The organism is Caloramator sp., assembly GCF_020054765.1.
Lineage (GTDB): Bacteria > Bacillota > Clostridia > Clostridiales > Caloramatoraceae > Thermobrachium > Thermobrachium proteoclasticum.
This window is the reverse complement of the sequence record NZ_JAIHAO010000015.1, coordinates 24,846-41,619: the sequence shown is the minus strand read 5'-3', so window position 1 is coordinate 41,619 and position 16,774 is coordinate 24,846. Positions and strand designations below refer to the sequence as shown.

Annotated in this window: 15 protein-coding genes and 1 tRNA gene; 4 read left to right on the top strand and 12 right to left on the bottom strand. The window is 31.5% G+C overall.

The window, feature by feature from the left end:
* Nucleotides 1-404: 404 nt before the first annotated feature.
* Nucleotides 405-480: transfer RNA gene (locus JG776_RS07120), tRNA-Trp, on the top strand.
* Nucleotides 481-498: 18 nt separating this feature from the next.
* Here the strand turns inward: JG776_RS07120 and JG776_RS07115 are convergent.
* The 12 genes from JG776_RS07115 to JG776_RS07060 form a co-directional block, all read right to left on the bottom strand.
* Entirely contained in the window at nucleotides 499-774 is a 276-nt protein-coding gene (locus tag JG776_RS07115; RefSeq protein ID WP_291966059.1) for an SHOCT domain-containing protein, read from the bottom strand.
* A gap of 9 nt (nucleotides 775-783) precedes the next feature.
* Nucleotides 784-948 carry a hypothetical protein gene (locus JG776_RS07110; RefSeq protein WP_291966057.1) on the bottom strand — a complete coding sequence of 55 codons (165 nt, stop codon included), beginning with the start codon at nucleotides 946-948 and terminating at the stop codon, nucleotides 784-786.
* Nucleotides 949-1,173: 225 nt separating this feature from the next.
* Nucleotides 1,174-2,235, bottom strand: a complete 1,062-nt coding sequence (locus JG776_RS07105) for a bifunctional diguanylate cyclase/phosphodiesterase (protein WP_291966056.1) — start codon at nucleotides 2,233-2,235, stop codon at nucleotides 1,174-1,176.
* A 4-nt stretch (nucleotides 2,236-2,239) separates the two neighbouring features.
* Complete coding sequence (locus tag JG776_RS07100) at nucleotides 2,240-4,042, bottom strand: diguanylate cyclase (protein WP_291966054.1); 1,803 nt, start codon at nucleotides 4,040-4,042, stop codon at nucleotides 2,240-2,242.
* Nucleotides 4,043-4,216: 174 nt separating this feature from the next.
* A complete protein-coding gene (locus JG776_RS07095) occupies nucleotides 4,217-4,384 on the bottom strand; it encodes a hypothetical protein (RefSeq protein ID WP_291966052.1) in 168 nt (55 codons plus the stop codon).
* A 130-nt stretch (nucleotides 4,385-4,514) separates the two neighbouring features.
* Entirely contained in the window at nucleotides 4,515-5,222 is a 708-nt protein-coding gene (locus JG776_RS07090) for a glycoside hydrolase family 68 protein (RefSeq protein WP_291966050.1), read from the bottom strand.
* 5 nt (nucleotides 5,223-5,227) lie between these two features.
* A complete protein-coding gene (locus JG776_RS07085; protein ID WP_291966049.1) occupies nucleotides 5,228-6,169 on the bottom strand; it encodes an aminoimidazole riboside kinase in 942 nt (313 codons plus the stop codon).
* Between the two features lie 31 nt (nucleotides 6,170-6,200).
* The gene (locus JG776_RS07080; RefSeq protein ID WP_291966047.1) at nucleotides 6,201-7,565 is read right to left on the bottom strand and encodes a sucrose-specific PTS transporter subunit IIBC; all 1,365 of its coding nucleotides are present in this window, start codon (nucleotides 7,563-7,565) and stop codon (nucleotides 6,201-6,203) included.
* 189 nt (nucleotides 7,566-7,754) lie between these two features.
* Nucleotides 7,755-8,588 carry a PRD domain-containing protein gene (locus tag JG776_RS07075; RefSeq protein WP_291966045.1) on the bottom strand — a complete coding sequence of 278 codons (834 nt, stop codon included), beginning with the start codon at nucleotides 8,586-8,588 and terminating at the stop codon, nucleotides 7,755-7,757.
* A gap of 73 nt (nucleotides 8,589-8,661) precedes the next feature.
* Nucleotides 8,662-9,939: a SpoVR family protein gene (locus JG776_RS07070; protein ID WP_291966043.1), complete on the bottom strand. Its 1,278-nt coding sequence runs from the start codon at nucleotides 9,937-9,939 to the stop codon at nucleotides 8,662-8,664.
* Nucleotides 9,939-11,111, bottom strand: a complete 1,173-nt coding sequence (gene yhbH, locus JG776_RS07065) for a sporulation protein YhbH (RefSeq protein ID WP_291966041.1) — start codon at nucleotides 11,109-11,111, stop codon at nucleotides 9,939-9,941. Before yhbH ends, JG776_RS07070 begins: the two co-directional genes overlap by 1 nt.
* A 5-nt stretch (nucleotides 11,112-11,116) precedes the next feature.
* Nucleotides 11,117-13,039, bottom strand: a complete 1,923-nt coding sequence (locus tag JG776_RS07060; RefSeq protein ID WP_291966039.1) for a PrkA family serine protein kinase — start codon at nucleotides 13,037-13,039, stop codon at nucleotides 11,117-11,119.
* A gap of 157 nt (nucleotides 13,040-13,196) precedes the next feature.
* Here JG776_RS07060 and JG776_RS07055 point away from each other — a divergent pair, with 157 nt between their 5' ends.
* Genes JG776_RS07055 through JG776_RS07045 form a run of 3 tightly spaced genes read left to right on the top strand, consistent with a single transcriptional unit; the run spans nucleotide 13,197 to nucleotide 16,727 of the window.
* Complete coding sequence (locus JG776_RS07055) at nucleotides 13,197-13,895, top strand: ABC transporter ATP-binding protein (RefSeq protein WP_291966037.1); 699 nt, start codon at nucleotides 13,197-13,199, stop codon at nucleotides 13,893-13,895.
* Nucleotides 13,895-16,084: an ABC transporter permease gene (locus tag JG776_RS07050; RefSeq protein ID WP_291966035.1), complete on the top strand. Its 2,190-nt coding sequence runs from the start codon at nucleotides 13,895-13,897 to the stop codon at nucleotides 16,082-16,084. Before JG776_RS07055 ends, JG776_RS07050 begins: the two co-directional genes overlap by 1 nt.
* Nucleotides 16,085-16,103: 19 nt before the next feature.
* Nucleotides 16,104-16,727, top strand: coding sequence for a TetR/AcrR family transcriptional regulator (locus JG776_RS07045; protein WP_291966033.1), 624 nt, complete (start codon nucleotides 16,104-16,106; stop codon nucleotides 16,725-16,727).
* Nucleotides 16,728-16,774: the final 47 nt, after the last annotated feature.

The window sequence follows — 16,774 nt, the reverse complement described above, 5'->3', positions numbered from 1 at the left end:
TTTCGCTAATCAATTCTAAGCTTTTCTTTGTTTGAAAAAGTCCTACCCTCGCGATGCCATCGTCCTGATGGCCGCTCGGCTCGGCACGTCCTGTGCCGAGTTACGGACTTTTCCAAAGTCGAAAAGCTAAGAATTGCTAAAGCTCACGAAAGAGCCAATTGAAATCCATTCATAGGGCTTTTTCATAATTTAGCTAACAATTAGGTTTGTCAACAATCTGAAAAAAACAATGTTTTTTCTTAGGGATAATTCATACATAACTTTTTATATATACTAACCCTATATTATAAACTACCCATACTTATATAAATAGGAGACTTATTACACTGATTAAAATATCCTATATTTTTTTATAATTAGGTGTTGACAAATGTCATAATATATTATAGAATAATCTATGTCGAAGGGGTATAGCTCAATTGGTAGAGCAACGGTCTCCAAAACCGTAGGCTGTGGGTTCGATTCCTACTGCCCCTGCCAAAAGGCCTAATCTTATGATTAGGCCTTATTTATTTTCTTACTCTTTATTAAATTCTTTTTATTTATATACTCCTCTTCACTAATTTCTCCCTTTGCAAACTTTATATTTAAAATTTCTATTGCTGAGTTAATTGAGCTCTGCCTTTTATATGTTTTAAAGAGCATATATCCAATAAATATAATTAAAAGTACAAAGGCTAAATCTATAAGATGCATCCAAGGAAATAAAAAGCTACCATCTCCTAATTTTCCACCAAAACCTCTTGGCAAACCACCTGAAAATCCGTGTCTCATTAATAATCCCTACCTTTCAATCAAATATTTTTTATTTAGATATTCATCTTCGCTAATTTCTCCATCTATGAGCTTTTTATCAAGTATTTCTATAGCTCTTTGGTTTACATTTTTGTTATTTTGATTGTAAAAATAAATAGCAAAAACAGCTAAAATTATTAAGCCTACAAACATTCAATCACCTCCTCATCTTGTACATAGAATATACCCTCTATGTGGAGAGTTAGTGATAAAATTGTTAATAGACTGTGAATTTGAATTACAATTTTCAATCAATATAAACAAAAGACAGGTATTAAATTTGGTAATACCTGTCTTATTTATTATAGATTCACTTATAAATTTTTCATATTATCAATAATAAAATGTAAGTTTAACATTTCATATATGCGGCACTCCTTATACTTCAAACCTCTTTCCAAAGAGCTTTTCTGCCTCTTCCTTATCAACTGGTCTACTAAAAAGATATCCCTGCATATAGTCGCATCCCTTAGACTTTAGATAATTAAACTGTTCTCTATCTTCAATACCTTCCACTACAACCTTTAAATTAAGCTGATGTGCTAAAAATGTTATTCCATCTAAAACTTCCTTTTTACCTTCCTTTGCAAACATCTTTTCTATAAATGACTTATCAAGTTTTATATAGTCTACAGGTATAAAGGTTAAATAATTTAAAGAGGAATAGCCCGTCCCAAAATCATCTATTGCAATTTGTATTCCCATTTCTTTGAGCTGTTCTATTATATTTATATTTCTCTCCTTATCCTCCATCAATGCACTCTCAGTTATTTCTATCTTTAATAAACTTGGCTCAATGGAATATTTTTTTATTATTGACTTTACATTACTTACAAAACCCTCATCCCTTAATTGAACTGCAGACAAATTAACTCCTATAGGTTTTACTTCTATCCCCTTATCTATCCACTCCTTTATTTGTCTCACAGCTTCTTCAATAACAAAGTATCCTATCTCCACAATAATGCCTGTTTCTTCAGCAACTGGAATAAACTCTGCAGGAGATATATTATAATTTTTTAACCTAACGAGGGCCTCAAAGGCGTGTAATTCTCCAGTTTTAGAAGAAACCTGTGGCTGGTAAACCAGTTTAAAATCTTTGCTTTTCAAAGACTCTAAAAGAATCTTCTCTATTTCTATCCTTTTCTCAAGTTCTTCAATCATTTCAGCACTGAAGAAAATATATCTATTTTTACCCTCTGACTTAGCCTTATACATAGCGGTATCTGCATTTTTAATTATATCATTTACATTGTCACCATCATCTGGAACAATTGCTATACCTATGCTTGTTGTTGTATATATGTTTTTCCCTATAACATCTATTCCTTCCTTTAGGTCGTGAATAATATTTTTTGCAAGTGCTTTGATTTCATTTAAATTTGAAAACTGCCTTAGAAGAATTAAAAATTCATCTCCTCCAAACCTCGCAACAAACACGTTATCATTTGCATATTTTTTTTAATATAGATGCTACTTTTCTAAGAAGTGCATCTCCTTCATCGTGCCCTAAGGTATCATTTACCTTTTTAAAATTGTCAAGGTCAAGTAGTAAAACAGCAAACTTTTTATTTTTATCTTTATCTTTTATTTCCTTCTCCAACTCCTCTATGAAATATCTTCTATTGGGCAAATCTGTTAGGGTGTCATAGAAGGCAAGATATTTTATATCTTCTTCATATTCCTTTCGTTCTGTTATATCCATCATAGCACCAGATATTATTTTCTCGCCTTCTTTTTCTTTTATAACTCTTCCTTTAATATACATCCATCTTATCAGGCCATACCCCGTGTTAACCCTTATTTCGCACTCTATACAAGTCCTTCTTCCTTCTATATGTTCTCTATAGGCTGAATACAATATTTTTCTATCTTCTTGTAAAACTATTTTATTTATTAAGTCTCTTACTTTAATATCCTCAAAATCGTATCCTATAAGCTTTTTAAACTGTTCTGATAAATACAAAATATCATCCCTTGTGCTCCACTCAAATATACCATTCTTGCCAGCCTCGAGAGCTATCCTATACCTCTCTTCGCTAATCCTTAACTGTTCCTCTGAATTTATTAAATTGTCATATTGTACTCTAAGCTCTTCTTCTGTTGCTGCAAGCTCCTCATATAACGCCTCAAGCTCAGTATAGTTATTCTTTAATCTATTTATCATACTGTTATATGCTTTACTTAAACTTCCAAACTCATCTTCACGGTTATAAATAAACTGCTGTTCTAATCTTCCCTCTTCTGTTGCCTTCATTGCATTCATAAGGTTGGTAAGTGGTGTTGTTATTGTCTCTGAAAACCTCATCCCAAAACGTATGGATATAACTATAAATGTTATTAGAAGAATTAGTGATATACCCGTTATATTCCTTGATACTGAAAGTATTTCACTTAAATCCTGAGCTACAACAATTATCCATCCTGTAGATTTCATATATTTTAGAGCCATATATTTTTTTGTTCCCCTGTATTCATAAATACCACTATACTCTTCTATTTTTTCTCCATTATTAATCTTATTTATTATATTATTTAAAAGCTCATTTTCCACCTTTGTTCCAATTCTATCTATATCAGGATGGTATAAAATTGTACCATTTAAATCCGCAATATAGGTATATCTGTTTTTACCAATCTCATAATTAAAGAATTTAAACCCTATTTCATCTATATCAAAATACGCACAATAAACACCTATTATATTATTATCAGAGACAACAGGCACGGCTACAAGAAGCTTTGAATCATACTTATCTGTATAAATTGGCTTCATATATACTCTATTTATATTAACATTTTTCATTATCTCAGAATTTAACCCTTCAGGAATATACTGCTTATCATCTGTATCTAACAATATCTCTCCTCTGCTTCCTAATATAACAGATCTATATTTTAACTTAGGCTTTAGAATAAAATTTCTAAATTCTGACAAATAGCTCGTACTCTCTATTTCACTTTTATTTTTTATATACTCATACGCCTGATATTTGCTTTTTTCATCCCTGTTTATTATAAAATCCTTTACTTTTTTGTTTTGTGCAATATCCTCTATTTCATTAGAAAACATACTCAATATTACAGAGATATTTTCAGCCTCAACTGTAACTACTTCATTTATTTTTGCTTTATTAATTTCAATAAGCTGTCTTGATGAATAATAATAGATAGCTGCTGTTAAAATAATTAGTGGTATTGACACAAGTAGTGCAATAAATAGCGGTAATTTTTTCTTTATATACACGGAGCTCCCTCCCTTTTTCTCCCACTTTGCCTTAATATTATAACATTATTCGTCATTAATTTATTATTTTCGACATTATTTTTATCGTTATTTTTTTGTAAAACTTTAATTTATATAAAATAAAAAACTCCCTTTGGTTTTATCCAAGGAAGTTTTTTAAATTTATTATTCAGTTTATATATTACTAAGCTTCATATTACCTACTTCATCATACTCAATTTTAATTGGCAAAGATAACTTATAGGATTTTTCGTTCCATTTAAATCCTTCATCATCACCAACATACCAGGATAAAAATACATCTTCTCCCTGTGGAGATTTAACTATTCTTCCAGTATACATCTCTTGTTCATTCCCAGACAAAACAATATTTTCAGATAATGGTCTAAACTCTCCTGATAGGCTATCTGAAACATAATATAAAACACCCGTTTGCGGTTCATCAGGATGAATCTCTTTAATATAATCTGGGCTATACCATTCTTTTTTTTACTGCAAATATCATATACCATTTATCATTATGTTTATGAAGTGATGGCACCTCCATATCAGTAAAAATATGTGGTGATGCAGCTGGAGGCATAACCTCCCAATTAATTAAATCCTTTGACCTTGCCCTTCCTATACAACCTCTATATTTAGGGTGTCCACTTTTATCTCTTGCAGTAAAAAATGCATAGTACATTTTTTCATCCTCATCATATACAACGAATGGATCTCTACAACCTTCGTGTTTGTTATAGGCATCCGGCTGTTTTTCATAATATCTATCGTCAGCAACTATGATAGGATTTCCTCTATACTTCTCCCAATTTATTAAGTCTTTAGATGTTGCCACTCCAATTCTTTGTGTGTGTCCTACATATCCATCATCTGCAATATCCCTTTTACACCTTGAGGTGTAAAACATATAATAGGTATCATCCTTTTTAATAGTGCATCCCGTCCAAATAGATACGCTATCCCAATCATCTTCTAACTCCGATGCTTTAAGAACAGTTCCTTTATACTCCCAATTTACCAAATCCCTTGATACTGCATAACCAACTGTCGAATTTCTATGCCTACTGTGGGAGTCCTCATTTAATGGTGCTTCTAAGTGAAACAAATGATATATCCCATTTTCTTCATATATCCAAAAATCCCATAAGAATTTCCCCTCTGGTGCATATAGTTTCATATTCATCACCTCTTTAATATCTCTAATACCTCATCTAATGTAGGTAGTGCAGACATTGCTCCCTTTTTAGATACTGCAAAGGCACCGCACACATTGGCTATCTTTGCAAAATACTTTATATCATCTAATGTTATATCTTCAAACCCTTTTTGGCAGCTTGAGATTGAATAGAGCATTCCAGAAACAAAGGCATCTCCTGCACCTGTTGTATCTACCACCTTTGTAGGAAAACCTTCTACTTTTTCTAATCTTCCTTTATAGTTTAATAAGACACCATCTTTTCCTAATGTTACAAGTATTAATGTTATACCATACTTTTCAAATTCTTTAATAGCTTCCTTTAAATCATTTTTACCTGTTATAAATCTTATCTCTTCATCTGATAGCTTTAAAATATCAACATAATCTAATACTTCAAAAACAGTATTTTTAGCCCTTTCTTCACTTTCCCACAAATTCAATCTTAAATTTGGATCAAAGGATATATACATTCCCTTTTCCTTTGCAAGTTTTACTGCCTTTAGTGTAGCCTTCTTAGAGGTTTCATTTATCATTGATATGGTTCCAATGTGAAGTATTCTATATCCCTCAAACATCTCTTCTTTTATATCATCTTCCCTCAAAAGGCTATCTGCACTTGGGTTTACATAAAACTCAAAACTTCTCTCTCCATTTTCATCCAATGTTACAAGCACAATACCTGTGTGTGCTTCATCTGTTAATATCATATTTTGGGTTGACACATTAAAGTTCTCTAAAACATCCTTTAAATATCTGCCTAAATTATCATTTCCAACCTTACCAATAAAACCTGACTTACCTCCAAGCCTTGAAACCCCAGCTGCAACGTTTGCTGGGGCTCCCCCTGGATTCTTTTTAAATGTCATATTATCATCTATAGGTATGAAATCAATTAATACTTCTCCAAGCGTTACAACACCCTTCATTTTTTCACCCACTTTTAATATTATTCGCTTATTATTCTTTATCTTCAAATCCTAATACATAGGTTGCAATAAATGCTGCAACAAATGCAATTACCATACCTATTATATAGTTTAGCATTGATGTAGTTTGAACAATTGCAGTACCTGGAATACCAGTGACACCAACAGCTGTCATAGCAACCTTTGTGGCAACAACATATGCTCCTCCTAACGCTCCACCAATTGCAGCTGCTATAAATGGTTTCATAAGTTTTAAGTTAACTCCAAATATTGCAGCTTCTGTGATACCAAGTAAGCAAGAGGTTGCTGCTGGAAGTGCAACAGACTTCATCTTTGCATTTTGTGTTTTAAAATATACTGCAAAAGCTGCTCCACCTTGTGCAACGTTTGCCATTGACCAAATTGGCAATAATAAGTTTGCCCCTACGTTTTTTATAAGTTCTGCTTCAATTGCGTGGAAACTATGATGTATTCCTGTTATGACAATAGTTGAATATAATCCACCAAATATTAGTCCTGCCAATACACCAACGCTATTGTAAGCAAAATTTAATACAAAGGATATTCCTTCTCCAATAAGTCTACCTGCAGGCCCTATTACTGTTAATGAAATAAACCCTGTTATCATTATTGTTAAAAATGGAGTTAATAGTATATCTAAAACTTCTGGAACAATTTTTCTTATATTTCTTTCTACTATACCAAGTATCCATACAGCTATTAGTATAGGCAATACTGTTCCTTGATAACCAACCATTGCAACATTTAGTCCAAATACATTTATTGTCTTTTCAATTCCTCCACCAACTGTCCAAGCATTTTGTAGTGCAGGGTGAATAAGTATTCCTCCAAGGGCTGCTGCTAAAAATGGATTCGCACCAAATTCCTTCGCTGCACTAAAGGCAACTAATATGGGTAAAAATACAAAGGCAGCATTTGAAAACATATCTACCATTATGAATAATCCACTATCTGGATTTACTAAATTAAATGTTTTAAACATACCTAAAAGTCCCATTAAAAGTCCACTTGCAACTATTGCTGGTATAATGGGTACAAATATATTTGATAATATTCTTGCAAGCTTTTGAACTGGATTCATCTTTTGCATAGCATCCTTCTTTAAATCACTTGTGGATGCCTCTTTAATATCTGCTATTTTTACAAATTCCTTGTAAACTTTGTTTACAAAACCTTGTCCCAAAATTATTTGAAATTGTCCTGTGTTGGAAAATACTCCTTTAACCTCATCAAGTCTCTCAAGTTCCTCAATGTTTGCCTTAGATTCATCCTTTAAAACCATTCTAAGTCTTGTAGCACAATGTGCTGCACTTATTATATTATCTTTTCCACCCACAAGTTCAAGAATCCTTTTAGCTATTTCTCTATGTTCCATAAAACTACCTCCTTTATTTTTTTTACAATTTAAATTAGTCCCGGGCACTAACTTAAATTGTTATAAACAAAAAAGACCCAAAGCACCAGTAGAACAACACTACTGTCACTTTGGGTCTTGCCTGCATCACCAGTAACAATCCCTAAATATTTGTTTGTACTTTCATAATATATAATTTTTTTTATGTTGTCAAGCAAAATTTATAATTCTTTGTATGTGGAGAGAAATATAAGCCAATTCTTCATCTGGAACAAAATATTCATATTCATTATATATGTGCTGTTGTATTTGTTTTGCAATATTATATGCCCTCCAATATTTTGTTTTTATTACTTCAAACAATTCCTCATCTATATCAAAAGTTTTCTCTTTTTTAATGATTCTCTTTAATGCAAAATGAAAATGAGTCTTTAATCTCTGATATGATATTGACTGTTCATCTATTTTTATATTAAGATTTGTTTCTATTATATTTGTCATATCCTTAATAATAGAAGCAATATCCATTGTTATTGTTATATCCCTATAGTTATTCTTTGCTGTATGAATGTGTAGTGCAATAAAACCTATTTCATCTTCTGGAATTTCAATATTTAGTTTTTGCTTAATATAATCTTTCGCCCAAATTCCGATTTTAAATTCATCAAAATAAAGGGATCTTATCTCCTCAAGAAGCTTATTTTTTATTATTATACCTTTTTTAAATCTTTCAAAGGCAAATGCTAAGTGATCAGTTAAGGCAATATATATGTGTGGATTTAGTTCAACATTTAATTTGTTTTCAGCATAATGAATAATATTTTCAGCAACATCTACATATTCTTGAGGAAAGCTCTTTACTATCTCTTCAAACTTTTCATATTCACTCTTATCTTCCATAACAAACACTTTTTCTATTTTACTCTTATCAACTATATCATTTATTTTCTTTTGAAAACCAATTCCTGAACCTATAACAATTTTTTCTACTCCCTTATCACTTACAAGGAGAGTATTGTTATTTAGAATCTTTTTGATTTTCATTTTATCCTCCTATTTTTCATTTGTATTACAAAATAATTATATCATATATAAAATTTATTTTTGTCAATATTTTTTATACTCCCCTTTTTATACTCTTTTTTTCATCACAGTATATCCTGTATTCTTTTCCTCCAAATTGTGTCTTTAAAATAACTGGATGCCCCCAAAGCTCAACAAGATGCTTCAATGTGGCCTCTGCATATTCAAGGAGAAGTTCACGTCCATCGTATATATGCTCTAAAATTAAAGTTCTATCCCTTTCAACATCAGCAACCTGTATATATGGTACAAGCCCCATTCCACAGTTATTACTTAAGGTATCTCTAATCTCCTTCCATCCCTCATCATCCGAAACCTCTTTAATTATATATTCACTATCTCTTTTTACATATTCAAAAAGGTTCATCTCCTGACAAAGCTCAAGTGTTAAATATCTTCTAATAAAAGAGGAGTCTCTATCTACATCCCTAACTTCAAATATTTTTTTAATACCATATCTTCTCTCTAAATCTTCAAATATCTTGTATCCAACATAATATGGGTTTAGTCCCCCAAGATGAGGTGCCACTACATCATTGTGCCTTTTTATAAACTCAAGATAGAGTCCTTGAGGAAGGTCTAATTCCTTTAGGATTCTATAGTGCCAAAAACTTGCCCATCCTTCATTCATTATTTTAGTTTCAATCTGTGGTATAAAGTATAGGGCCTCTTCTCTTATCATTTCGGCAATTGTTTTTTTGTAATCCTCAATATCACTATATTTTATTATAAATAAAAGCAAATCCTCCTCAGGTAACTTATATTTAGAATCTTGTGTTTCCTCATCATTCCCTTTATAAATCGTCCTTTTAACTTGAAGTTTAAGTGCGTGGGCCGCATCTATAACCCTTTCAACCTTATCATAACCTATTGATGGATCCTTTATATACTCTCGGATTAAATTAGCGTGCCTTTTAAACATATCTATTGTATAATCTGCATTTGTTCCTTCCTTAAAAAGTCTATTGTTTTTAAAAAAATCATTATGGGCATAGACGTGTGCCATTGTTAAAATTTGAAGGAGAAGAGTATTCTCCTTCATTAGATATGCAAGACAAGGATTTGAATTTATTACCATCTCATAGGGAAGTCCTGTTAAATTGTATCTATATAAAGTTTTTGTTCTTTCATAAGCCTTTCCAAAACTCCAGTGGGGATATCTTGATGGCATTCCTATATACGCTTCATAGGATAGCATTTCTTCATAGCTTACTATTTCAAACTCCTGCTCATAGAAGTTTAGTCCAAAATCCTTTGCTATCTTCTCTATCTTATCATTCCAATACATTAGCTCCTTTATTGAATAATCCATCAATATCCCCCCTTCTGCTTCTTTTTAAGCATTGCCTTTAAGCCGTCCCACAGCTCATTTTTATGGCTAACAGAAACTGCAATAAAATTTTTATCCTTAATCTCCTTTGTGAGTTTTCCTTTTATAGTCATACTGTAGCTGTTTGGCATAACTTCTGCATAGGCAAAGAGGTTGCAGACTCTACAAAGTTCCTTTGCTGATTTTATAGTCCTTTCATCATCCTCACTCCAGTTATCCCCATCACTAACATAGAAGGCATATACATTCCAATTTTCTGGATTAAACCTTGTATTTATTATTTCAAGTGCCTTATTAAGACCACTTGAAATATAGGTTCCTCCAGATTCAACCCTATGGAAAAATTGATATTCATTAACCTCCTCTGCTGTTGTCGTGTGGGCCACAAAGGCCACCTGTACATTTTTATACTTCTTTCTTATAAATCTTGACAGTATATAGAAGAAAGATCTTGCCATAAACTTTTTAGTATTATCCATAGAACCTGAAATATCCATAATACATATAATTGCTGCATTGCTCTCCCTTCTAAACTTCTTCTTAATCCTAAAATATCTTAAATCATCCTCAACAAATAGGAATCTTTCAATGTCAACAGGTAGGTTCATCTCTCTTAAGGCTCTTTTCCTTGCCTGTTTTCTTTTTATCTTCTCCATAACAGTTTTTTTCTTTGCAAGCCTTGGCCTTATTCCGTATTTTTGATATCCATCCCTCTTCTTGCTGCTTTCAACTAATATCTCAGATGTCTTTTTCCTATCCATATCAGGAAGCTCTAAATCCTCAAACAGATAATCAAATATATCATCTATTGTTATTTCAAGTTCATACATCTCTTCTCCTTGTTGATTTCCTGCCCCCTGCTGTCCCATACCCTGCTTCTTTTCACTTCCTATTCTGTCTCCTCTTTTTTCAGTACCATCACCTGAAGCAACACCCTTTGTATTTTTGCCATATATAAACTGATATTCCTTAAGCCCCCTTATTGGAATTTTTACTTTTTTGTTTTTACTCTCACCTATTATACTCTCCTCCGATAATATATCTGCAAGGTTGTCTTTAATTGCCTTCTCAACAAGTTTTTTATGCCTTCTTCTATCCTCTATGGAACGGTCGTGCTCAACAGGATCCGAATGCATATCACGAAAAATAGCCATACACATCAATCCTTCCATAGATTATTTGCTGCATATTTTAATATAACATCACAACAGTGGTCGCAGTAGCCATCCTCCTTCATCTTTTCTACCATTGCATTGTATTTTGCATCCTGTTCCTTATCCCTAACCTTGGATTTTGTTATTATCCTTGTCAAATCCTTTACTGAGGCTATAAGCTTCTTTTCAATTGCCTCCCTTAGTGGCTCATAGCTGGTATAATCTATCTTTCCACCATTTCTCATAACATAGAACATATAGGATGTAACGTCAGTTCTAAATCCCTTTGCTGAGTTTGGAGAAATGCCTATCTGTTCCTCAATTGACCTCATAAAGGCTTCATCTGGATTTAGTTCTTCACCAGTTGCCTTATCCTTTATCTTTGTTTTGTTAACATATGCCTCAGCATTATCTATATAGTTATTAAATAGACTTTCTGCCTGCTCTCTAAATCCGTGAATAAATGCCTTTGTTATCTCCTTCTCTAAAATCTTATTATATTCTTTTCTTATTGTATCCTGTATATATGCAGTATACTTTTTCTTTTCATCTTCACTAACATCAAGTTCTCTTACAGACTTTAATATACTCTCCATTACACTTAATGGGTTTATACAATCATATTCAGAGCTTGAGAGAGCATTATCTATTGCCTTAACTATAAATCTTGTTGATATGCCAGTCATTCCCTCCCTTGGGCCTGCCTCCTCCTTTAGTTCCTTTATATCTATCTTCTTTGTTGTTCCATTTTCTAATATATCCTCACCGTTATATAGTTTAAGCTTTGTCATCATATCCACCTTATTAGAAGGTGTCAGCCTTGAAAGAATAGCAAACATTGCTGCAACTTCAATTGTATGTGGAGCTATATGAGCCTTAAAATTACTCTTTTTTAGTATCTTTTCATAGATTTTAACTTCCTCATTTAACTCTAAGCAGTATGGAACCTCTATTTTAACTATTCTATCAAGGATCGCCTCATTAGTATGGTCTGACTTAAACTTATTCCATTCAGCCTCATTGGAGTGGGCTATTATAATTCCATCAAAGTAAATCATAGGTCCTTTACCTGGTGATGGGATTGATTTTTCTTGAGTAGCTGTTATTATTGTGTGGAGATATTCCACATCGTTTTTAAATACCTCTATAAACTCAACAATTCCTCTATTTCCAACATTGAAGGCACCATTTAATGAAAGTATTCTTGGATCATCTTCTGGATATAAATCCATCTTCGATATATCTATTGAACCTGTTAGAACGGATGTATCTTGATTATTTGGATCTACAGGTGGTACAACTCCTATTCCCTTTCTTGATCTAATTGAAAAATTAGTTGTAACAACTGGGAACCTCTCGTATTCCCCATTATATTCATTCATAAGCCTGTATTTGCATATAGGACATAGGTCTCCCTCTATTTGAACATTTAGCAATTTTTCAAATTCAGGTCTTAAGTGATTTGGAACTAAGTGAAGTGGTTCTTCCCTCATTGGACATCCCTTTAGTGCATAAATTGGAGGTGACTGTTCAAGTGCCCTTTTTAGTGCTTCAACGATAGATGATTTACCAGCACCAACAGGACCAACTAGATACAAAACCTGCCTTGATTCTTCTCCCTTCATCGAGGCAGAATAGAAGTAGTTTACTATTTTCATTAGAACCTTATCAATCCCAAAGAACTCGTCCCTAAAGAAGTTGTATTTTTTAATCACTTCATTTCCATATATCTTTCTAACCCTTGGATTTTCCTCTGGTTTTAAAACCTCGTATCCTTTATTGACTATTATGTCGTACATTCTTTTATGAGATAGCTTTGCAATTTCTGGATTATTCTTTAATATTTCAAGATAATCTAAAAAAGTACCTTCAAACTTTTCTTTGCTATTTTTTTCTCTATCACTCTTAATTAGCTGATTGAAGTCCATATTACCCTCCAATTTCCCTTCTATTTTATTACTATAATATGGGGGGAATTTATAAATTATGATGAAAAAATAACGTATTGCAGGTATTGACCACGTGGTCAAAAGGAAGTATAATTAAATTAAAAATATTGACCATATGGTCAAGGGAGGTATAGATATGTCAATTAAGTTCAAAAATGTTACTAAAGAATATAAAACTGGAACTAATTCATTTTATGCTCTAAAGAATGTATCCTTTGAGGCAAATGAAGAAGAGATTGTTGCTATATTAGGCCCTTCTGGTTCTGGTAAATCAACTCTTCTCAACATCTTAGGAGGAATTGACAGAGCAACTGATGGTGAAATTATGTTTGGGGATTTAAATGTTAGCAAACTATCTGATAAGGAACTCACAAAATACAGACGTGACAATGTAGGATTTGTTTTTCAATTTTATAATCTTATACCTAATTTAACTGCCTATGAAAACATTGAGGTTGCTGCTGAACTCACTAAAAGTTCTCTTAAAATAGACGAAGTTTTAGAGGCTGTTGGTATGCTACAGAATAAAAACAAATTTCCTCAACAACTAAGCGGTGGTGAACAGCAAAGGATATCCATTGCAAGGGCAATTATTAAAAATCCAAAACTACTACTTTGTGATGAACCTACAGGTGCCCTTGATTACAATACATCAAAAGAAGTATTAGAATTGCTTGATAAAATAAATAAAATGTATGGTACAACTATATTTATTGTAACCCACAATACAAGCATTGCATCTATGTGTCATAGAATTATCAAGTTGCGAAGTGGACAAATAACAGATGTTAAATTAAATAAAGAAAGAATCTCCCCTAAGGAGGTAGAATGGTAATGATTTTAAATAAACGTATTAAACGTGTTCTTCTTCAAAACAAAATGCAGTATATTGGACTGATTTTTTTAGTTGCACTATCAATCTCCTTATACTCTATATTTGGTAGTTTGGCATCTAATTTTAATGAAGCAACAGATAACTACAACAATAGAACAAATATTGAAGATGCAAAATTTTTAACCCTGAAGGAAGTAGATATTAATAAAATAGAAGATATGTTTAATGTCTCATTAGAAAAAAGATATGAGGTAGATGTTGATTTTAAGGAATCAACTATTAGATTAATAGAACTTAACAGTGAAATAAATAAGCCACTTATAATTGAAGGAAGAATGATTAAGGATGGTGAAATTGCATTAAACCCTGCCTACGCAAAGGCAAACAGAATTAAAATTGGAGATGTAATAAATTTAGGAGGATATGAATATTTGGTTTCTGGTTTTGTATCAATTCCTGATTATATATATCCAACTAAATCACTTACCGATTTAATGGCAGATCCAACTAAATTCGGTGTTGCAATTATAACTTCAAATGACATAAAAAAATATGGCAATTTGACTTATTTCTACAGCATCAAGGGAGATATAAGTAATGCAAAGGAATATATAGATAGTGAATATAAAATACTTATGTGGCAGGACATAAAGGATAATTTAAGATACACATTAGCAAAAAAGAAAATTGAACAACTTCCTCAGCTTGCGGTTAAAATACCTCTTTTATTCCTAAGTTTAACCTTTATACTCCTATTTGTTCTGTTAAAAAGAATAATTAAACTTGAAATAAAGGAAATAGGAACACTCTATGCCCTTGGATATACTAAATCTGAAATTCAAAGACATTATCTATTTTATCCAATTATAATATCTATATTTGGTACAATACTTGGAACACTTTTTACAATTCTTTTACAAAAACCACTAACAGACTACTATGTTTTCTACTTTAATATTCCTGTAAGCCCTAATGTTAAATATAGCTTTCTTTTATATGGAGTACTTGAATCTGTTTTAATTCTTTCTTTGTCTGCCTATGTTGCATCTGCAAAACTTTTAAAGTATTCACCTACTACTCTTTTAAGAGGAAAAATGGAAAAGGATAAAATATCAATCTTTGCAAATATTAATCTAAGTAGATTTAAGTTTAAGAATAAGTTCAGAATAAGAGAATCATTGAGGGGATTTTCAAAGATTATACTTCTTATATTTGGTATATTTACAGCATCAACACTTCTACTTGTTGGTTTTGCTGCAAAGGGTTCAGTAGACGCATTGATTAATAAATCTATTAAAGGGACATTTAAGTATAAATATAGCTATATTTTAAAGGAAAATATAAATAAAAATGAAATAAATGCTGAAGGATTTAAGATAGCATATTTTAAGAACGAAGAAACAAACGATAATATAATAATATACGGGCTTGAAGAAGCACCAAAACATATAAAGCTCACAAAGGGTAAAAACGAAGTTAAAGTTAATAAGGTTTATATAACAAGCTCTTTATATGATAAGTTAAATAAGAAAAGTTCTGTGAAGCTTATTAATCTATTCAACAATAAAACAATAGATATTCAAATTGACGATGTGGTGGATGTATATACTGGAAACGTTATTTATATGCCCCTCCAAATGCTAAACCAGATTTTGAATGAAGATAAAGAGAGCATAAATGGAATTTACTCAGATAAAAAACTTAATATTGATGATAATAAGATATTAAAAATTGAAAGCATTGAAGAAATATTAAAATCCTTTGACGTAGCCCTTGAACCTGTTAAATATATGCTAATTGCTATGGGAGTATTATCCTTTATAATTGCTTTGATAGTAGTATATATTGTTACATCTTTAATAATTGAAGAAAACAAACACTCTATCTCTCTTTTAAAGATTTTAGGATATAGCGAAGGGGAAATAAATTCACTTATGCTTTCATTTATGTTTATACCAAGTTTAATAGGTTATATAATTTCTATACCTTTTGTAAAGGGATTCTTAAGTTCTATTTTAAATACCTCTTTAAAGGATATGAATTTAGCAATGCCTATAGAAATAGACCCAATGTATTCAATTTTAGGATATGCTATAATCTATATTGTACTTTTGATTTCTAAGTTTATTTCAAGAAAGAGAATATTTAATGTGTCTATGGTTGACATCCTTAAACTACAGAAGGATTAAAGACAAGAGGTGAATTATTTTGGAAAAAGAAAACAATATACCTGAAGAAAAAAAAGAAAAAATAATAAAGGCTGCTATAGAGGAATTTGCAAAGGAAGGATATAAAAACGCATCTACTAATAAAATTGTAGAGGCTGCTTCTATATCAAAGGGAATATTATTTCACTATTTTAAAAGCAAAAAGGGACTATATATAGAAACAATAAAATATGCAGTTCCTCTACTGTATGATGAATTCTTTAAAATTGTGGATTTTTCAGAGACTGATATATTTGAGAGAATCATTAAGTGGAACCTTGTTAAATTTAATCTTATGGAGAAATACCCATATATCTTTAAGCTTCTAACAGATGCCTTTTTAAACACTCCAAAGGAGGTAATCAAGGAGCTTACACCTATACTTTTAGAATATCAAAGGTTTGGATATGACGCTATCTTCAAAAATATTGATTTTTCTAAACTAAAAAAAGACGTGGATGTTCAAAATGCAATTAAAATAATTTCTTGGGTATTTGAAGGTTATGGTAACAGCTACATTAAAACTCATAAAAATGAAAAGGGTGAAATTGTTTTAGAAAAAGATAAAATTATTGAGGAGATGAAAGTTATTTCAAATATTTTAAAAGATGGTATGTATAAATAGAATATTAATGTAGTTTGAGTAACTGCTTATTATTTGCCCCATAAAGG